This window comes from Burkholderia sp. S-53, assembly GCF_025560745.1.
Lineage (GTDB): Bacteria > Pseudomonadota > Gammaproteobacteria > Burkholderiales > Burkholderiaceae > Burkholderia > Burkholderia pyrrocinia.
In genome coordinates, this window is record NZ_CP090483.1 from 718,548 (window position 1) to 737,822 (window position 19,275).

Annotated in this window: 18 protein-coding genes; 7 read left to right on the plus strand and 11 right to left on the minus strand. The window is 68.4% G+C overall.

Features of this window, described 5'->3' with window-relative positions; translation table 11 throughout:
* The first annotated feature begins 66 nt into the window (after positions 1-66).
* Entirely contained in the window at positions 67-990 is a 924-nt protein-coding gene (locus tag LXM88_RS08365) for a carbon-nitrogen hydrolase family protein (protein WP_262541017.1), read from the plus strand.
* A 97-nt stretch (positions 991-1,087) separates the two neighbouring features.
* On the opposite strand, the gene LXM88_RS08370 is transcribed toward LXM88_RS08365, so the two are convergent.
* Positions 1,088-1,774, minus strand: coding sequence for a helix-turn-helix transcriptional regulator (locus LXM88_RS08370; RefSeq protein WP_262541018.1), 687 nt, complete (start codon positions 1,772-1,774; stop codon positions 1,088-1,090).
* A 73-nt stretch (positions 1,775-1,847) separates the two neighbouring features.
* The gene (locus LXM88_RS08375; protein WP_262541019.1) at positions 1,848-2,252 is read right to left on the minus strand and encodes a VOC family protein; all 405 of its coding nucleotides are present in this window, start codon (positions 2,250-2,252) and stop codon (positions 1,848-1,850) included.
* 169 nt (positions 2,253-2,421) lie between these two features.
* On the opposite strand from LXM88_RS08375, the gene LXM88_RS08380 reads away from it, so the two are divergent.
* Positions 2,422-2,754: an ArsR/SmtB family transcription factor gene (locus tag LXM88_RS08380; protein ID WP_034182758.1), complete on the plus strand. Its 333-nt coding sequence runs from the start codon at positions 2,422-2,424 to the stop codon at positions 2,752-2,754.
* Entirely contained in the window at positions 2,747-3,211 is a 465-nt protein-coding gene (locus LXM88_RS08385; RefSeq protein WP_262541022.1) for an SRPBCC family protein, read from the plus strand. The genes LXM88_RS08380 and LXM88_RS08385 overlap by 8 nt, the downstream gene beginning before the upstream one ends.
* A gap of 59 nt (positions 3,212-3,270) precedes the next feature.
* Here the strand turns inward: LXM88_RS08385 and LXM88_RS08390 are convergent, their stop codons facing one another.
* The 6 genes from LXM88_RS08390 to LXM88_RS08415 all read right to left on the minus strand — a co-directional run bounded on the left by LXM88_RS08390 (position 3,271) and on the right by LXM88_RS08415 (position 10,956).
* Positions 3,271-4,572: a THUMP domain-containing class I SAM-dependent RNA methyltransferase gene (locus LXM88_RS08390; RefSeq protein ID WP_047899833.1), complete on the minus strand. Its 1,302-nt coding sequence runs from the start codon at positions 4,570-4,572 to the stop codon at positions 3,271-3,273.
* A 156-nt stretch (positions 4,573-4,728) separates the two neighbouring features.
* Positions 4,729-6,852 carry a site-specific recombinase gene (locus LXM88_RS08395; RefSeq protein ID WP_262541023.1) on the minus strand — a complete coding sequence of 708 codons (2,124 nt, stop codon included), beginning with the start codon at positions 6,850-6,852 and terminating at the stop codon, positions 4,729-4,731.
* Positions 6,853-7,324: 472 nt separating this feature from the next.
* Positions 7,325-8,047, minus strand: coding sequence for a PqiC family protein (locus LXM88_RS08400; protein WP_262541024.1), 723 nt, complete (start codon positions 8,045-8,047; stop codon positions 7,325-7,327).
* Positions 8,044-9,663 (minus strand): PqiB family protein, encoded by a 1,620-nt coding sequence (locus LXM88_RS08405; RefSeq protein WP_262541026.1) that lies wholly within the window; start codon positions 9,661-9,663, stop codon positions 8,044-8,046. The genes LXM88_RS08400 and LXM88_RS08405 overlap by 4 nt, the downstream gene beginning before the upstream one ends.
* Positions 9,656-10,285 carry a paraquat-inducible protein A gene (locus tag LXM88_RS08410; RefSeq protein WP_262541027.1) on the minus strand — a complete coding sequence of 210 codons (630 nt, stop codon included), beginning with the start codon at positions 10,283-10,285 and terminating at the stop codon, positions 9,656-9,658. The genes LXM88_RS08405 and LXM88_RS08410 overlap by 8 nt, the downstream gene beginning before the upstream one ends.
* Entirely contained in the window at positions 10,282-10,956 is a 675-nt protein-coding gene (locus LXM88_RS08415) for a paraquat-inducible protein A (protein ID WP_262541028.1), read from the minus strand. The genes LXM88_RS08410 and LXM88_RS08415 overlap by 4 nt, the downstream gene beginning before the upstream one ends.
* A 257-nt stretch (positions 10,957-11,213) precedes the next feature.
* Between LXM88_RS08415 and LXM88_RS08420 the strand changes: the two genes are divergently transcribed.
* The 4 genes from LXM88_RS08420 (at position 11,214) to LXM88_RS08435 (ending at position 14,451) form a co-directional block, all read left to right on the plus strand.
* The gene (locus LXM88_RS08420; protein ID WP_262541030.1) at positions 11,214-11,774 is read left to right on the plus strand and encodes a cytochrome b; all 561 of its coding nucleotides are present in this window, start codon (positions 11,214-11,216) and stop codon (positions 11,772-11,774) included.
* A gap of 8 nt (positions 11,775-11,782) precedes the next feature.
* Positions 11,783-12,343 carry a YceI family protein gene (locus LXM88_RS08425; protein ID WP_262541031.1) on the plus strand — a complete coding sequence of 187 codons (561 nt, stop codon included), beginning with the start codon at positions 11,783-11,785 and terminating at the stop codon, positions 12,341-12,343.
* A 64-nt stretch (positions 12,344-12,407) separates the two neighbouring features.
* Positions 12,408-12,989: a YceI family protein gene (locus LXM88_RS08430; RefSeq protein ID WP_262541033.1), complete on the plus strand. Its 582-nt coding sequence runs from the start codon at positions 12,408-12,410 to the stop codon at positions 12,987-12,989.
* Between the two features lie 184 nt (positions 12,990-13,173).
* Positions 13,174-14,451: an MFS transporter gene (locus LXM88_RS08435; protein ID WP_262541034.1), complete on the plus strand. Its 1,278-nt coding sequence runs from the start codon at positions 13,174-13,176 to the stop codon at positions 14,449-14,451.
* Between the two features lie 19 nt (positions 14,452-14,470).
* Here LXM88_RS08435 and LXM88_RS08440 read toward each other — a convergent pair whose 3' ends face one another.
* The 3 genes from LXM88_RS08440 to secD form a co-directional block, all read right to left on the minus strand.
* Positions 14,471-16,021 (minus strand): S41 family peptidase, encoded by a 1,551-nt coding sequence (locus LXM88_RS08440; RefSeq protein ID WP_262541035.1) that lies wholly within the window; start codon positions 16,019-16,021, stop codon positions 14,471-14,473.
* 221 nt (positions 16,022-16,242) lie between these two features.
* A complete protein-coding gene (gene secF / locus LXM88_RS08445) occupies positions 16,243-17,193 on the minus strand; it encodes a protein translocase subunit SecF (protein WP_034182770.1) in 951 nt (316 codons plus the stop codon).
* 18 nt (positions 17,194-17,211) lie between these two features.
* A complete protein-coding gene (gene secD / locus LXM88_RS08450; protein WP_262541036.1) occupies positions 17,212-19,233 on the minus strand; it encodes a protein translocase subunit SecD in 2,022 nt (673 codons plus the stop codon).
* Between the last annotated feature and the right edge of the window lie 42 nt (positions 19,234-19,275).

The window sequence follows — 19,275 nt, forward strand, 5'->3', positions numbered from 1 at the left end:
TATCGATTTGATCGATGGGATTTTATCGATAAAGATGGCGTCACCCCATTCATCGGAGACGCCCTCATGTCCACGTCCGTCATCGCCGCGCTGCAGATCGGCGCATCGCCCGCCGGCACACGCGCCACGCTCGACACGATCCTCGGCTACGAAACCGCGATCCGCGACAGCGGCGCGTCGCTCGTCGTGCTGCCCGAGGCCGTGCTCGGCGGCTATCCGAAAGGCGAGATCTTCGGCACGCGGCTCGGTTACCGGCTGCCCGAGGGCCGCGACGCGTATGCGCGCTACGCGGCGCAGGCGATCGACGTGCCGGGCCCCGAAACCGACGAGCTGGCCGCGCTGTCGCAGCGTACCGGCGCGAGCCTCGTGGTCGGCGTGATCGAGCGCGGCGGCAGCACGCTGTACTGCACGGCACTGTTCTTCGATCCGCGCGACGGGCTCGTCGCGAAGCACCGCAAGCTGATGCCGACCGGCACCGAACGGCTGATCTGGGGGCAGGGCGACGGCTCGACGCTGCCGGTCGTCGACACGGCAGCGGGACGCGCGGGCGCCGCGATCTGCTGGGAGAACCACATGCCGCTGCTGCGCTGCGCGATGTACGCGAAAGGCGTGCAGATCTGGTGCGCGCCGACCGTCGACGAGCGCGACCTGTGGCAAAGCTCGATGCGGCACATCGCGCACGAGGGGCGCTGCTTCGTCGTGAGCGCGTGCCAGGTGCAGCCGTCGCCGCGCGCGCTCGGCATCGACGTGCCGGGCTGGGATCCCGAGCGGCCGCTGATCCGCGGCGGCAGCGTGATCGTCGGGCCGCTCGGCGACCTGCTGACGGAACCGCTGATCGGCGAGGCCGGGCTCGTGACCGCGCGCATCGATACCGACGAGCTCGTGCGGGCGCGCTACGACTTCGACGTCGTCGGCCACTATGCGCGTGCCGACGTGTTTTCGCTGCATGTCGACGAGCGGCCGAAGCGGCCGGTGGTGTTCGACGCGTAGGGAAAGGCGGGCCGGGGTTCGCGCGGCGGCCCGGGGAATGGACGGCAGCGGCGCGCAGCCGCGCGGTGCGCACCCGCCGTCGTGCCGCATCAGCGCGTCAACGCATCGGTGCTTCCGCGATCCGCATGTAGTCGGCGATCCGCCGTCCTTCCATGTCCGGAAACTGCTCGTGCACGGTAATGTCGCCCATCCGCGCGATGTCGAACGTGCGGAAATCGTCGCGCAGCTCGCACCACGCGCCGATCGTCCAGCGCCCGCCCCAGTAGACGAGCCCGAGCGGCCACACGCGGCGCTGCGAATGCGCGCCCAGCCGGTCGCGGTAGCCGAAGCTGACGATGTGGCGCGTGTCGATGGCCTGGTGGATCGCGTCGACCTTCGCGCAAAACGTCTCGTCGATGTGGAACGACGGCGCGAACACGGGCAGGCGGTCGAGCGCCGTGCGCTTGTCGGCCGGCATCGCCGACGCGATCTTCGCGAGTGCCGAGCGGGCGCTGCTTGCGAAGCGCGCGCCGCCCCACGTCTCGAGCATGCGCGCGCCGGTGGCGAGCGCCGCAAGCTCCTCGGCCGTGAACGTGAGCGGCGGCAGGCTCGCGTTGCGGTTCAGCCGGTAGCCGATGCCGGCTTCGCCTTCGATCGGCACCCCTGACAGTTGCAGGTCGCGCACGTCGCGATAGACCGTGCGCGGCGACACCGACAGCCAGTCGGCCAGCTGCTGCGCGGTCGTGAGACGGCGCCCGCGCAACAGCTCGGCGATCTGGAACAGGCGGTCGGCCCGGCGCGTCATGGCAGCACCTCGATTCCTACGGCTAAGGGGACTTCGCGATGATAGCGCCGCGCCGGCCCGATGGCCGATGCGTTCAGTGGCATTTCGGCGCGTGCAGGCCGACGCGGTTGCCTTCGGTGTCGATCAGGTAGCCGATGTAGCCGTAGTTGTTCGGCAGCTCGACGACCGAGCCCTGCACGACGCCGCCCGCGCGCTTCGCGCGTTCGAGCGCCGCGACGACCGAGTCGCCGGCGTTCAGGTAGACGAGCACGCCGTTCGCGCTCGGCTTCATCTGCTGCGGATCGAACACGATGCTGCCGCCCGTGCTCGACGTCTCGTGATCGAACACGGCCATCGGCACGCCGCCGATCACTTCACGCTGCAGCGTCGTTTGCAGCACGGTTTCGTAAAAGCGGATCGCGCGGTCGAAATCGAGGGACGGAATGTCGAACCACGCGATTGCACGTTCCAGGGTTGCGGTGGCAGTTGCGGACGTCATGACGAGCTCCTTGTTGCGTTGTTATTCGGATTCGGTGCGGGAACCGGCGTTGTATTGCGCCGGGATTGCAGTGTGATCGCGGCCTGCTGACACCGTATTGTCAGTAGAGTTGTCACCATTGACATGCAACCATTTGGTTGCATAATAAGGCCATCGACCCGGGAGCGGCATGGATCTCGTTTTCAAGGCGCTGGCCGATGCCACGCGCCGTCAGTTGCTCGACCTGCTGCATGCGAAAAGCGGCCAGACCCTGTCCGAGCTGTGCGACGGACTCGCGATGAGCCGGCAGGCCGTGAGCAAGCATCTCGCGCTGCTCGAGGCCGCGAACCTCGTCGCGACCGCGTGGCGCGGCAGGGAGAAGCTGCATTACCTGAATCCGGTGCCGATCCACGACATCGCGGAACGCTGGATCGGCAAGTTCGAGCGTCAGCGCCTGCAGGCGCTGGCGGACCTCAAGCGCGGGCTGGAAGCGGCCCGCGGCACAGGAGACGACGATGGGTAATCCCGCCTTTGTGTATGTGATTTTCATCGCAGCGACGCCCGAGCGCGTGTTCGACGCGTTGACCAACGCCGAGCTGACGAAGGACTACTGGGTACGGCATCGCAACGCGTCGCCCGACTGGCGGCCGGGCTCGCGGTGGGAACATCAGGATTACGACGATCCGTCGCGGGTCGACATCGTCGGCGAGGTGGTCGAGAACGATCCGCCGCACCGGCTGGTCGTCACGTGGCGTACGCCGTCAGGGGAGGGCGAGGCGTCGCGCGTGACCTATCTCGTCGAGCCGTTCGAGGATGTCGTGAAGCTGACCGTCACGCACGACGGGCTCGTGCCCGGTTCGGAGATGGATCGCGGGATTCGCGGCGGGTGGCCGGTCGTGCTGTCGAGCCTGAAGACGCTGCTCGAGACGGGGCATGCGCTGCCGTTCACGACGAAGCGCTGGTCGAAGTCGAAACACTGACGCGCGCCGGCGGAGGAGTGCGCGGGCGCCGCGATGGCGGCCCCGCGCGATTGCGGCGCTTACGCGTCGCCTTCCGGCGCGGCCGGGCGCGCCTTCACGCTGCCGGCGATCAGGTCGAAGCGGAACAGCCGGCATTCGAGCGCGCCGTTGAACAGCGGCGTCTTCGCCGATTCGCGCAGCCGCAACTGGCCCGGCAGCGAGCGGTCGGACGTCAGCAGGAATGCCTGCCAGCCGGTGAAGCGCTGCTTCAGCGCGTCGCCGAGCGCGTTGAAGAACTCGCTGTCCGGCGCGTCGGTGTGCGTGCGGCGGAATGCGTCGTCGTTGCCGCGGTTGCGGCCGGTTTCGCGCACCTCGCCGCGCGCGCTGCGGCCGCGCACTTCGATCCGCTCGCCGTACGGCGGGTTCGCGAGGATGATGCCCGGCCCGTCGCACGGCGGCGTCATCCCGCGTGCGTCGACCTGCTTGAGCCACACCGACGGCACGCCCGCGCGCTCGAGGTTCGCGCGCGCCTTCTCGAGCATGTCGCCCGAGATGTCGCTGCCGTACACGCCGAGTGCGTCGCCGCGCTTGCCGCGCGCCGCGCGCTTCGCGTCCAGCGCCGGGACCTTCAGCCCCTGCCACGCGGTGATGTCGTACTGCTTGAGTTTTTCGAAGCCGAACCGGCGTTCGACGCCGGGTGCCACGCCGAGCGCGATCTGCGCGGCTTCCGCGAGGAACGTGCCGCTGCCGCACATCGGGTCGTACAGCGCCGTGCCGGGCGTCCAGCCCGTCAGGCGCAGGATGCCGGCCGCGAGATTCTCGCGCAGCGGCGCCGCGCCCTTGTCGAGGCGCCAGCCGCGCTTGAACAGCGGCTCGCCCGACGTGTCGAGGTACAGCGTGCACTCGTTGGCCGTCAGGAACGCGAATACGCGCACGTCCGGCGCACCCGTGTCGATGCTCGGGCGCGCGCCGGTCTTGTCGCGCATCCGGTCGCAGATCGCGTCCTTCACGCGCAACGTCGCGAACTCGAGGCTCTTCAGCGGCGACTTGATCGCGGTGATGTCGACGCGCAGCGTCTGCGTCGCCGCAAACCAGCGCTCCCACGGCTGCTCGAGCGCGAGCGCATAGACGTCCTGCTCGTTGCGGTACGCGCGGTGCGCGATTTTCAGCAGGATCCGGCTCGCGATCCGCGAATGAAGGTTCGCGGCCATGCCGGCAGCCCAGCCGCCGCTGAAATGGACGCCGCCCGGCACCTGCGCGCCCGCGGTGAACGGCGCGCCGTTCAGGTGGCGGCCGGCGATTTCGGCCAGCTCGGCGGCAAGCGCCGCTTCGAGGCCGCGCGGGCAGGGGGCGAAGAATTCGTACAGGGTGGGCGAGGACATAAGGCGGGAGAGGACGTGCAAAAGTCCACTATTGTACGCGGCGCGGGCGACCGGGGCCGGCGTTTCGGCGCGAAGGCACGGGCGCGACGGCCGCTTTCGCGCGCCGGGAGGCCGGCGCGGCGGCGCCCGGCCGGGCACCGCCACGCCGCAGCAGGCTCAGTGCGCGCCCGGCTGGCCGGTGCGCGAGGCCTGGCCGCCGGCCGGCCAGAACAGCGCGAGCGGATTGGACAGCACCGTGCGGACGATCGCGCCGACGAGCGCGCGCACCTTGGTCGGGCGCAAGCTGCGCGAGCGCACGGCCATCGTGAATGCGAGCGCGAAGCTCACGAGCACGTTGAGGATCGCCATGCTGAGCACGCCGGCGCCGGCCCACCACAGCTCGGGCGTCCCGAGCGCATCCTTGCCCAGCACGCCGAGCGCGATCCCGATCGAGCCGGCCGACAGCGTCACGTGCCGCACCTCGAACGGGAACATGAACACGGTGACGATCGCCGGAACGAGGCCGAGCATCAGGCCGAGGCCGACGTTCGCGACCACGCCCGCGACGTTCGACCGGCAGAAGTGCGCGAGCTTCGCGGCGCCGGCCACGCCGAGCGTCAGGCGCAGCCGGCGGTTGTATGTGAGCGCGTCGCCGACCCGGTGCAGCACGAACCAGTTGTCGGCCCAGCCCGCGAGCAGGCTCGACGCCCACAGCAGCACGCCGGTCAGCGCCGCGTAGAGCGGCGTCGGGCCGAGCAGCGAGAACGAGTGCAGCGTCACGTGCGCCTTTTCCGGCGAGATCAGGTTCGCGTGCAGCACGTTGCCCGCGAACAGTTGCACGAGCAGGCACACGGGCAGCACGACGAGCACGTTGCCGGAAATCGCGGCCGCCTGCGTGCGGATCAGCGCGATCACCGACGCCACGAACGCCTTCACGCCTTCGTCGTGGCCGGTGTCGTCGAGTTCGCGCGCGAGCGTCGGCGCGGTCATCGCGGGCTGCTTGGTCGCGAGCGTGAAGTGCAGGAAGTGCATCAGCATGAAGCTGGCCGCGTAGTTGATGCCCGCAAGCAGCCCTTCGAGCATCGACTGCAGGTGCGCGCCCGTGATCGCGAACTTCACGCACACGGTCACGACCGTGACGAGGCCGCCGCCCGCGGCCATCCGCAGCATCTTCAGGTACTCGGCGCGGCCGCGCGAGATGTAGTGCTCGCCGGTGTCCGCGTTGGTCTCGACGAGCTTGCGCGCGAACAGCGAGAAGTTGCTGCGCACGAGGTGCGTGACGCTCTGGCTGTTCTGGTTCGCGTCGACCAGCTCGGCCGTCAGGCGTGCCATCCCGTGCAGGTCGTCGCGTGCCATCCACGCGTTCAGCAGCATTTCGGCGCGCAGGATGCGCATGCGCATCCGTTCGACCTGGAACACGATGTCGACCGACACGCCGTTTTGGTACAGGTGCGAGAACACGTTGTCGACCGCGATCCGGCATTCGTCGAGCAGCACGCGCAGGTAGTTCACCTCGTGCAGCAGCTTGCTCGGGTCGCCGCCGTCCTCGACCGCCGCGTGCGCGGTCTCGACCGCGAGCATCGCGCGCGTGAGGCGGTAGAACGGCTGCGTTTCGAGCGGCTGGCGCGCATCGTCGTCGGACAGCCGGCTGCGCACCGTCTGCGACAAGCCGGTCGAGCTGATCTGGCAGGTCAGGTTGTGCAGCGCGGCCAGCAGGTCGCGCGAGAACGAGCCGGGCTCGTGGCGCTCTTCGTCGGTGACGTCGAACGAGAATAGCTCGGCGAGGCGTGCGAGCAGGTCGTCGGGCAGCGCGTCGATCCATTGCGCGTCCCCGGGTGCCGGGAACATCAGCGTGAACAGCGCCGACAGCTCGCGGCGGTTCGGCGCGGGCGGGATCAGCGACGAGTCGATCCGCTCGAACAGCGCGCCGAAGAAGCCCGAATGCACGGGCATGCCGGCGTCGCACAGCAGCGAGATGCCGTCGCACTCGCGCAGGATGCCGCGCAGGATCCGCGCGGCGTGCGCTTTCCATGCGGGGTTGCGATCGAGCACGTGGAACAGGTAGCGCAGCCGCGCGTGGGCCGGATACGTGCGGGTGTCGGCGTCGCGCTCGGACGGCGCGTCCTGCGCGGCCTGCATCGTGCCGTTGCGGCGCAGCCAGTGCGCGAGCTCGATCAGCCATTCGCTGCGCTCGGCGTACGACGCATCGGCGTCGGCGTGCGCGAGCAGCGCATCGAGCTGGTGACCGGCATTGCGCGACGCGCGCCACTTCTTGATCAGGGTCGTCAGGGAATGAAACATAAACGGAATAGCGAAAGCCCTGGACGGGCGGGTTCGGGATGCCTGCCGGGAAATCGGCGCGGCGCCGGGGAGAACGGGTGAGACGGGGCCGGTTGCCGGACGATGCGCGGCGACCCGCGATGCGGCTATGCGGCTGCCCCGCTGCGATGCACGCCGATCGCGTGCGTGCGCCCGGAGGCACGGCGGTCGGGCCGAACGCGGCCCGGCGCCGCCGGCTCGCGCGCACGACGGGCGGCGCGAGCATGAAAGTGCGTAGGATCGTCAATCGGGCCGGAAAACGCAAGCCGACCGCGTTGCATGGCGCCGGTTCCGGCCGGCTTTGACAAACAATGCAAAGCCGCCGTTCGGCCGATGAAGCCGCCGTGCGCTCGACTGCGGCAATGTCATGCAGGCGGTTGCCGGCGGACGCGCCGCGTCGGACGAAGCCGCACCGGCGAACGCTGCTTCAGACGTTCGCCAGCGCGCAGCCCCCTTATGCGCCGGGCTTGCCCGTCGCGCCGGCGGCGCCGGACGTCGGGTTGGCCGGGCACGGCACGACCGGCGCGGCGGCCGTCTTGCTGCCGGCCGCGGGTGCCGCCGCGGGTGTCGTGCCGCGGCGTGCGGCCATCGCGCGCACGCCGGCCGCGGCCTGCGTGGCGATCACGTCGAGCGCGCGCCGATGGCCGGCGACGAGCGCGTCGTAGCCGTCGGCGACCGGTTCCGCGACGCTCGTGCGGCACGTCATCACGGCCTGCGTGCCGACCGAGCGCACGCTCCACACGGCGTCGACCGCAGCACGCTTGCCGGGCCACGACTCGAAGCGCTGCACGTTCACGCTGATGCGATACACGGGCACGCCCGGCGGGTACGCGGAATTCGCGACGTCGATCGTGCCGAGCTGCGCGGCGAGGTCGTCGGACAGCGCGCGGCGGATCTCGTCGGCGGGCGGCGCCGCCCAGCGTTCCTGCTCGAGCACGTCGACCTGCGCGGCGTTCTTCTGCACGACCAGCTGGTTCTTCGCGACCTGCTCGGGCACGCCGACGGCCGGCACCTCGATCAGGAACGCCGGATTGGCCGGCGCGGTGCGCACCGGGGCGGCGGCGTCGGCCGGGCTGAGCGTGTAGAACCGCGCGGGCGGCGAGCTGCACGCGGCGAGCGCGAGTGCGGCGATGGCCGCCGCCGCGCCGCTCGCGAAACCGTTCACGCGTGTCGTCATTGTTGATCTCCTGGCTTGCCCTTGAGCAGCGATTCGGGGTGACGCTCCAGATAATCGGCGAGCGCGTTCAGCGACTGCAGCGTGCGCGTGAGCTCCTTCAGCGCACCGCGTACGTCGGACTGCAGCGGCGAATCCTGCTGCAGCGTCGCTTCGGCGGTCGAGAAGGTCTGCTTCGCGGCCGACAGCGTGTCGCGCGCTTCCGGCGCGACCTGCGTGTCGAGCTGCTTGAACAGCTTGTCGGCGTTCGACAGCGCGCTGTTCAGGTTCGCGCCGATCTGGTCGAACGGCACCTTGTCGAGCTTCTTCGCGATGTCGGCGACCTGCAGCTGCAGCTCGTCGAGCGTGTTCGGCACGGTCGGCAGCTCGAGCGGCTGGCGCGACGTGTCGAGCTTCGCGGCCGGCGCCTTCGGGAAGAAGTCGAGCGCGACGTACAGCTGGCTCGTCAGCAGGTTGCCGGTGCGTAACTGGCCGCGCAGCCCGTGCTGGACGAGCCGCTCGACGATCTCGCGGCGGGCCGGTTCGCCCTTGCTCTCGATCGACTCGCGGAAGCGGCGGCCGAGGCGCTCCGGATACACGTTCATCGTCACCGGCATCATGAAGTTCTTCGACTTCGGATCGAAGTCGATGCCGATATTCGTCACTTCGCCGAGCACGATGCCGCGGAAGTCGACCGTCGCGCCGACGGCGAGCCCGCGCAGAGACTGGTTGAAGTTCATCACGACCTGCAGCGGCAGGCCGTCCGGGTCGCGCATCGCGTCGCTCTCGTCGGAGCCCAGGCGGAACGTCGTGTTGTTCGGCGCCGTCGTGCCGCTGCCCTGGTTCGGCGGCGTCTGGAACGCGATGCCGCCGAGGATCACCGTCGCGAGCGACTGCGTGTTCAGCTTCAGGCCGCTCGAGTCGAGCCGCAGGTCGACGCCGCTGGCCTGCCACCAGCGCGAATTCACGCCGACGTACTGGTCGTACGGCGCGGTGACGAACACGTTGAACGTGACGCCGGTGCCGTCCTTGTCGAGCGAGAAGCCGACCACCTGGCCGACCTGCACGCGCCGGTAGTAGACGGGCGAGCCGATGTCGACCGAGCCGAGCGAATCGCCGCGCAGCACGTATTGCGTGCCTTTCTGGTCACCCGTGACGGCGGGCGGCGTCTCGAGGCCCGTGAAGTCGGTCTGCGTATCCTGCCCGCGGCCGGCGTCGACGCCGATATACGCGCCGGACAGCAGCGTGCCGAGCCCCGACACACCGGTCGCGCCGATGCGCGGACGCACGATCCAGAAGCGCGAGCCCTTGACCGCGAAGTCCTCGGCTTCCTTCTTGAGCTGCACCTGGACGAGCACGCGCGACAGGTCTTTCGACAGCTTGATCGTCTTGACCGTGCCGATCTCGACGTCCTTGTACTTGACCTGGGTCTTGCCGGGCTCGAGCCCTTCGGCGGTGTGGAAGCTCAGCGTGATTTCCGGGCCGCGCTCGCGCACGGACTTGATCACGAGGCCGATGCCGATCAGCGCGGCGATCAGCGGCACGAGCCAGACGAGTGACGGCAGCCAGCCGCTTTTCGTCGAGATCGTCGGATCGGGCGGCCGGGGCTGGTCGTGCTGCGGGCCTTGCGGACTATTCATGGTGATTCCCTGAGTTTTCGACTGGATCCCAGATCAGGCGGGGATCGAACTGCATCGACGCGAGCATCGTCAGGATCACGACCGAGCCGAACGCGAGCGCGCCGGGGCCGGCCGTGATCGTGGCGAGCGAACGGAAATGGACGAGCGCGACGGTCAGCGTCACGACGAAGATGTCGAGCATCGACCAGCGGCCGATGCGCTCGACGATCCGGAACAGGCGCGTGCGCTGCATCGGCCGCCAGGCGGTGCGGCGCTGCGCGCTGATCACGAGGATCAGCAGCACGCCGAGCTTGAGCATCGGCACGAGGATGCTCGCGACGAACACGACGACGGCGAGCGGCCAGTCGCCCGACACCCAGAAATAGATGACGCCGCTCATGATCGTGTCTTCCTGCGAGCCGACGATCGACGCGGTGCGCATGATCGGCAGCAGGTTCGCCGGAATGTAGAGGATCGCGGCCGCGAGCAGCAGCGCCCACGTGCGCATGACGCTGTTCGGGATGCGGAAATGCAGCGCAGTGCCGCAGCGTGCGCAATGCGCGTGCGGCCGGTCCAGCGTCTGCACGAGTCCGCACGTGTGGCAGCTTGCATAGCCTTCGCGGGCGGCGGTCGGCGTCGTCATCGGCGGGCGGCCTCCGGCAGCGGTGCGGCGCCGTCGGGTTGCTCCGGCTGCTCGGGCGCGTGCCCGGTGCGCAGGTCGTCGGCGATGTCCCACAGCGTGCGCGGATCGAACATCAGCACGACGGCGATCATCAGCGTGAGTGCGGCGAACGCGAACAGCGCGGCATCGGGAACGACACGTGCGAGGCTCACCATCTTCACGATCGTCACGAGGATCCCGAGCATGAACACCTCGATCATGCCCCATGGCCGTACGAGCTCGATCGCGCGCAGCACCAGGTTGAAGCCGGGCGGCACGACGCCGCGCCGGATCGGCAGCAGCAGGTACAGCAGGGCGGCCATCTCGACGAGCGGGAACAGCACGGTCGAGCAGAACACCATCACGCCGACGATCGCCATGTCCTGGCGCCACAGCGAGTCGATCGCGCCGATCAGCGTGGTCTGCACGCGGTTGCCGTTCACGTCCATTTCGAGGATCGGGAACGCCTGCGCGATCGAGAACGTGATCAGTGCCGCGAGCGCGAGTGCGCAGATCCGCTCGATTTGCGCGGCGCTATTGCGATAAAGCAGTGCGTCGCAGCGCGGACAGCGCGCGATTTCGCGGCCGCCGAGGCGCGGTTTGTGCAACAGTGCGTCGCACTCGTGACAGGCAATCAGGTCGTTTCGTTGCATGGAAAAAGCGGTTGTGCGACGGCCGGGGAAAGCGTCGACGGGGCCGGAGCCCGCGCCAATCTTACCAAAACGCCTTTTTTGCGGTGTCAACGATCGCATGTTCGGTGACCGATCGGTAACATGGCGGGAAGCGGGCAGCAGGCTGACAAGCCTGTCCTCAGAGTCCGCGCAGGTCAAAAGGTTGCGGTAGCATGGCGCCCTTGACAAGCGTCGGACTCATGGCCGGCGTAGCTGTTCGCTGAACTGAGGAATCCAAGATGGCATCGAATTCGCTGCCGGCCAAGCCGGTACGCTATACGCAGAGCGCGATCGCGCTGCACTGGCTGATCGCGCTGCTGATCGTCAGCGCGTTCGCGCTGGGCTGGGTGATGACGGACATCCCCGGCTTCACGCCGACGAAGCTGAAGTACTTCTCGTGGCACAAGTGGATCGGCGCGACGGCATTCGCGCTGGCCGTGGTGCGCGTGCTGTGGCGCGCGACGCACGTGCCGCCGCCGCTGCCGGGCGGCACGCCGGCGTGGCAGCGTGCGGCGTCGCACGGCGTGCACATCGTGCTGTACGTGCTGATGCTGGTGATTCCGGTGACGGGCTACCTGTACAGCTCGGCGTCGAACATCCCGGTCGTCTACCTCGGCATCGTGCCGCTGCCGCGGCTGATCGACCCCGATCCGGTGCTCAAGGAAACCTTCAAGACGCTCCACGTGTCTTTGGATTACATTCTGCTTGCGCTCGTGTCGCTGCACGTGATCGCGGCGTTCAAGCACCAGTTGTTGGACCGCGACGGCCTGCTGTCGCGGATGCTTCCCTTTGCCAAATGAAGGATCCCATGAAAGTGTCTTTCTCCCGCTCCATGCTGACCGCGTTCGCCGCGGTGTCACTTGTCGCGTCGGGCGCGGCGCTCGCCGATGTCGATCTCGCGAAGAGCAAGGTGTCCGCCGTGTCGAAGCAGATGAACGTGCCGACCGAGGGCGCGTTCAAGAAATTTTCCGCGCAGGTGAAGTTCGATCCGGCGAAGGCCGCGCAGGGCAGCGCGCAAATGACGATCGACGTCGCGAGCTATGACCTCGGCGACAAGATGTACAACGACCAGGTCGCGGGCAAGGACTGGTTCGACGCGAAGGCGTATCCGCAGGCGACGTTCGTGTCGTCGGCGATCGCGCCGGCCGGCGGCAACAAGTTCAACGTGACCGGCAAGCTGACGATCAAGGGCAAGGCCGAGACGATCACCGTGCCCGTCACTGTCACGCAGAGCGGTGCGACGCAGACGTTCGACGGCGTGCTGCCGATCAAGCGCTCGGCGTTCAACGTCGGCACCGGCGAATGGAAGGACACGTCGATCGTCGCCGACGAAGTGCAGATCAAGTTCCATCTCGTCGCCACGAAGTAACCGGCGGCCTGTTGCCTCACCTGAATGCCGCGCGAGGGCGCGGCACTGTTCCAAGGAGAAAGAGTTGAAAAAGCATCTGATGATCGCCGCGGGCGCGCTGGCAGTGTCGCTGTCATTCTCGGCATTCGCCGAAAGCGCAACGTACCAGTTCGACCCGAGCCACACGTACCCGAGCTTCGAGGCCGACCACTTCGGCGGCCTGTCGGTCTGGCGCGGCAAGTTCGACAAGTCGAGCGGCACCGTGACGCTCGACCGCGCGGCGAAGACGGGCACCGTCGACGTGACGACCGACGTCGCTTCGATCCAGACGGGCAGCGCAAAGCTCGACGAGCACCTGCAGACCAACGAATTCTTCGATGTCGCGAAGTTCCCGCAGGCGAACTACAAGGGCACGATCAAGTTCGACGGCGACAAGCCGGTGTCGGTGGTCGGCAACCTGACGCTTCATGGCGTCACGAAGCCGATGACGCTGAAGATCGATTCGTTCAAGTGCATGCCGCACCCGATGCTCAAGCGTGAAGTGTGCGGCGTCGACGCGGTCGGCGAATTCAGCCGCGACGATTTCGGCCTCGACTACGGCAAGCAGTACGGCTTCAAGATGAAGACGAAGCTGCTGATCTCGGCCGAAGCCGTCAAGCAGCAGTAACGCCGCCGGCCGGGCCTGCCGGCCCGCCGCGTGCCAACCGCCGCGCTCCCGTTACCGGGGGCGCGGCGGTTTTTTTTGCGCGCCTATAATCGCCCGAGCGCCGCTCGCGGCGCCCGGCGGGCCGACGGCACGAGCGCGGCCGCGGCCGCTTCGAACAGAACGTACAACGACAAGGAGATCGCCGATGCATGCCGCCACGCAGTCCCGTTCCATTGCCTCGTCGCCGCGCGTGTGGCGCGCGGTGGTCGCCGCGTCGATCGGCAATGCGCTCGAGTGGTTCGATCTCGTCGTCTACGGCTTCTTCGCGGTGACGATCTCGAAGCTGTTCTTTCCGGCCGGCAACGACACAGTGTCGCTGCTGCTCACGCTCGGCACGTTCGGCGTGTCGTTCTTCATGCGGCCGCTCGGCGCGATCGTGCTCGGCGCGTATGCCGACCGCGCGGGCCGCAAGGCCGCGCTCACGCTGTCGATCCTGCTGATGATGGTCGGCACGCTGATCATCGCGGTGCTGCCGACCTACGAGACGATCGGTGTCGCGGCGCCGGTGATCCTCGTCGCCGCGCGGCTGATGCAGGGTTTTTCGGCGGGCGGCGAGTTCGGCAGCGCGACCGCGTTCCTCGCCGAACACGTGCCGGGCCGGCGCGGCTTCTTCGCGAGCTGGCAGGTCGCGAGCCAGGGGCTCACGACGCTGCTCGCCGCCGGCTTCGGCACCGTGCTGAACGCGCAGCTCACGGCCGCGCAGATGGCCGCGTGGGGCTGGCGCGTGCCGTTCTTCTTCGGCCTGCTGCTCGGGCCCGTCGCGTACTACATCCGCACCAAGGTCGACGAGACGCCCGAATTCCTCGCGGCCGAAGGCACCGCGAACCCGCTGCGCGACACGTTCGCATCGCACAAGGCGCGCCTGGTTGCCGCGATGGGCGTGGTCGTGCTCGGCACCGTCGCGACCTATCTCGTGCTGTTCATGCCGACCTACGGCGTGAAGCAGCTCGGCCTCGCACCGTCTGCCGCGTTCGCGGCGATCCTCGTCGTCGGCGTGATCCAGATGGCGTTCGCGCCGCTCGTCGGCCACTGGTCGGATCGTTACGGCCGCGTGCGCGTGATGATCGCACCGGCCATCGGCATCCTCGTGCTGATTTATCCGGCCTTCGCGTATCTCGTCGCGCATCCGGGCTTCGGCACGCTGATCGCGCTGCAGGTGCTGCTCGCATTCCTGATGACCGGCTACTTCGCGGCGCTGCCGGGCTTGCTGTCCGAGGTGTTTCCGGTGCAGACGCGCACGACCGGGATGTCGCTCGCGTATAACGTCGCGGTGACGATCTTCGGCGGCTTCGGGCCGTTCATCATCGCGTGGCTGATCCGCGCGACCGGGATGAAGACCGCACCGAGCTTCTACCTGATGTTCGCGGCCGTGCTGAGCCTCGCGGCGCTGGTCGTGCTGCGCCGGCGGTTCGGTTTCCGGTAGAAGGGCGGGCGGCGGCGCGTCAGTTGCCGCCTCGTTCGCACACGGGCTGCGCCGGCATCAATTGCGCCGGCGCGTCGACGGTCCGCACGGGCCGCCCCGCGAGCGCGGCGAGCGCCTGCTGCAACTGCCAGTCGCCGGCCGTGCCGAACGCGCGTTGCGGCAGCGCCGCGCTCTTCGACATATCGACCTTCGCACGCTCGCGCTGCTCGCGCAGCTTTTGCCGCTCCTTGCGCACGTGCTCGAACGGGTCGGGTGCCAGCCGGTCCGCATACGGCGCGCGTGCGAGATCGACTTCCCGGTACCACAGCAGCACGCCGTCGACGTCCGAGTCGCGGTGCGGCGGCACGAGCCAGTCCGGCACGACGCCGTAGCCGTCCATCGGGCAGCCGTTCGGCCGCAGGTTGCGCGCGAACGTGAAATTCAGGCGCGTGCCGTCGATCAGGTCGACGCCGGTCTGCGCGAGCCCCTTCCCGTAGGTCGGCATGCCGAGCAGTTTCGCGCGGCCGAGATCCTTCAACGCCGCCGCGGTCGCTTCGGCCGCCGACGCGCTCTGTCCGTCGACGAGCACGACGAGCGGCACGGTGCGCCACCAGTCGTCGGCCTGCAGCGGCGCGAGCGGATCCTGCCCGCGCATGACGGGCAGTTCGTAGTCGGGCCAGTTGGTCGAGAAGCGGCGGCGGTGGGCATCGTCGCGCTCGACCGTCACCATCGCGGTGCGGTCGCGTCCGGTGAACAGCGCGGCGATGCCGATCGCCGCATTGAGCGCGCCGCCGCCGTTGATGCGCAGGTCGAGAAGCATGCCTTTCACCGGCGGGCCCGCACGGCGCGCGGCCTGCACCGCGTCGATGTAGTCGCCGACAGCCGGTTCCGGAAAGCTCGACAGCCGCGTGTACAGGATGTCGCCGTCGAGCCGCTTCGCGATCGCCGGATGCGGCTTGACGATCGCGCGCACGGGCGCGAAGCTCAGCGCCGCATGCTTCGGGCCGCGCTGCACCGTGAGCTTCAGCGGGACGCCCGCATCGCCCTTCGCGAGTTTCACGAGCTCGCTGCTGTCGATGCCGACGACGCTCCTGTCGTTCATCGCGACGACGAGATCGTCGGGGCGCACGCCGGCCTTCTCGGCCGGTGCATCGGGAATCACGTCGATGATGTGCAGCCCGTCGGGCCGCGTCTCGAAGACGATCCCGATGCCCGGCGTGCCGTCGCGGGCGCGTCGTTCGTCGTCGCGCCGCTCCTGTTCCTCCCTTGCGTCGAAGAAGCGTGCGTACGGCAGCGTCTTGATCCCGGCGTGGACCGTCGCGTCGAGCAGCGCGCCGATGTCGATGCCGGTCAGATGCTGCCGCTTCAGCACTTCGACAGCGGCCTTGAGTTCGCAGATCTGCGGCTCCCAGTCGGGCGGGCAGGGCGATAGCGATGCGGCGGCAGGCGGGGAGGCCGGGGGAGCGGCAGGCGGGACAACGGGTGATGCGGCCGCTGGTGCGGATGCCGACTGTGCGCCGGCGGGTTGCGAGCACGGCAGCAACGCAGCCGCGACGGCTGCGCAGGCGGCGAGGCGACGAACGACACACATCGGAGGCATCATCGGGACCGCACGTTCGGACGGGTGGCGAGGGTGCTTGCCCGCCGGCGCGCGGCCGGCATGCAACGGGGCAGGGCGGGGACGATTGTAGCCGACGCCCGTGGCGGTGCATGCCGGGCTGGCTGCGCGCCGCACGGCAGCGTCCAGCGCGCATGAAAAAAGGCCAGTCCGACAGGACTGGCCTTCTAGCGTTTGCCGAAACGGCGCGGCGCTTAAACCTGCGCGCCTGCGTTCGGATCGTCCGGATCGTGCGCGGTCTTCTTGTCCTTGATCAGGTCTTCGCGCTTGATGCCGAGCCACATCGCGAGCGAGCCCGCGACGAACACCGACGAGTAGATGCCGAACATGATGCCGACCGTCAGCGCGAGCGCGAAGTAGTGCAGCGTCGGACCGCCGAAGAAGAACATCGACAGCACCATCATTTCCGTCGACGTGTGCGTGATGATCGTCCGCGACATCGTGGTCGTGATCGCGTGGTTGATCACTTCCTGCACGCTCATCTTGCGTTCGCGACGGAACGTCTCGCGGATCCGGTCGAAGATGACGACCGACTCGTTGACCGAGTAGCCGAGCACCGCGAGGATCGCCGCGAGCACCGCCAGCGAGAACTCCCACTGGAAGAACGCAAAGAAGCCGAGAATGATCACGACGTCGTGCAGGTTGGCGATGATGCCGGCGACCGCGTACTTCCATTCGAAGCGGAACGACAGGTAGATCACGATGCCGATCACGACGCACGCGAGCGCGAGCAGGCCGTCGGTCGCGAGCTCCCGGCCGACTTGCGGGCCGACGAACTCGACACGCTGCAGCGTGACGTCCGGGCTTTGCGCCTTCAGCGCGGTCATCACCTGGTCGCTCTGCTGCGCGGACGTGAGGCCTTCCTTCAGCTGCAGGCGGATCAGCACGTTGCGCGACGTGCCGAAGTTCTGCACCTGCGCGTCGGCGTAGCCGAGCTTGCCGAGCGTCGCGCGCACGGGTTCGAGTTCCGCGGCCTGCTGGTACTGCACCTCGATCACCGTACCGCCGGTGAATTCGACGGACAGGTGCAGCCCGCGGTGGAACAGGAAGAACACGGCGGCGAGGAACGTGACCAGCGAGATCACGTTGAACACCAGCGCGTGCCGCATGAACGGAATGTCTTTACGGATGCGGAAAAATTCCATGGTCTCGTCTCCGGGGCCTTATTGGGTCGAGCCCGGTTTCTTCGGCGACACGCCTTGCTGCGCGCGGTTGCGCAGCTGCGGCTTGCCGGCACCCGGCGCATTGCTCTTCGCGGGTGCGGCGAGCTTCGCGGCGCGCGCGGTGTCGGTCGATTCGTCCGCGTCGGTGAACGACGCGGCGGCAGCGGCGCCTTCCGGCCTCCACACCTGGCCGATCGCGAGCGACTTCAGCTTCTTGCGGCCGCCGTACCAGAGGTTGACGATCCCGCGCGAGAAGAACACCGCGGAGAACATCGACGTCAGGATGCCGAGGCAGTGCACGATCGCGAACGCGCGGACCGGGCCCGAGCCGAACGCGAGCAGCGCGAGGCCGGCGATCAGCGTCGTGACGTTCGAGTCGAGAATCGTCGCCCATGCGTGCGCGTAACCGGCCTGGATCGCGAGCTGCGGCGGCTGGCCCGCGCGCAGTTCTTCACGCACGCGCTCGTTGATCAGCACGTTCGAGTCGATCGCCATGCCGAGCGCGAGCGCGATTGCGGCGATACCGGGCAGCGTCAGCGTCGCCTGCATCAGCGACAGCACCGCGACGAGCAGCAGCAGGTTGACCGACAGGCCGATCACCGAGACCACGCCGAACAGCATGTAGTACGCGATCATGAACACGGCGATCGCGCAGAAGCCCCAGATCACCGAGTGGACGCCCATCTTGATGTTGTCGGCGCCGAGGCTCGGGCCGATCGTGCGTTCCTCGATGATGTCCATCGGCGCCGCGAGCGAACCGGCGCGCAGCAGCAGCGCGAGGTCGGCCGCGGCCTGCGGCGTCGGCTGGCCCGTGATCTGGAAGCGGTCGCCGAGTTCGGACTGGATCGTCGCGACCGTCAGCACTTCGCCCTTGCCCTTCTCGAACAGCACCATCGCCATCGGCTTGCCGATGTTGTCGCGCGACACCGTGCGCACCGCGCGGCCGCCCGCCGAATCGAGGCGGATGTTGACCGACGGACGCTGGTGTTCGTCGAAGCCGGCCGACGCATCGATGATGCGGTCGCCGGTGAAGATCACGTCCTTCTTCAGCAGCACGGGCGCCTGGATGCCTTGCGTGAACAGCTCCTCGCCCGGCGGAACCGGGTCGTTCGGGTTCGGGTGCGTGTTGATCGGGTCGGCGAGGCGTGCCTCGAGCGTCGCAGTACGGCCGATGATGTCCTTCGCCTTCGCGGTGTCCTGCACGCCCGGCAGTTCGACGACGATGCGGTCGCTGCCTTGCTGCTGCAGGATCGGTTCCGACACGCCGAGTTCGTTCACGCGGTTGTGGAGCGTCGTCAGGTTCTGCTTGAGCGCGGCGTCCTCGACGGACTTCTGCACGGCCGGCGTGAACGTGCCGACGACCTGCGTGCCGCCGCCGCCGGGCTGGGTCGCCCATTGCAGTTCGGTGACCGACTGTGCGAGCACCTTGCGCGCGTCTTCCGCGGTCTGCGCATCGCTGAAGTTGACGACGACGGACTGGTCGACGCGGCTGACGCCGCCGTCGCGGATGTTCTTGTCGCGCAGCAGCGAGCGCGCGTCGGCTGCGTCGGAGTCGAGCTTCTTCGTGAGCGCGCCCGTCATGTCGACCTGGAGCAGGAAGTGGACACCGCCGCGCAGGTCGAGGCCGAGATACATCGGCAGCGCGTGCAGTGCGGTCAGCCAGCGCGGCGACGCGCTCTGCAGGTTCAGTGCGACGACGTACTGCGGATCGTTCGGGTCGGCGTTCAGCGACTTCTGCAGCAGGTCCTTGACGCGCAGCTGCGTATCGGTGTCCTTCAGGCGCACGCGGATGTTCGCGTTGGTCGCCGTGTTCTCGAAGGTGACGTCGTCCGGCGTGATCTGCGCGGATGCGAGCGCCGATTCGACCTGGGTCAGCGTGGTCGAGTCGAGCTTGACCGTGGCCTTGCCGCTCGACACCTGCACCGCCGGCGCTTCGCCGAAGAAGTTGGGCAATGTGTACAGAAGGCCGATGGCGAGCGCCACGACCATCACGACATATTTCCAGAGTGGATAACGATTCATGAGGGGGCCGAACGGGTGGTTGGCGTGAAAGCGTCGCGTCCG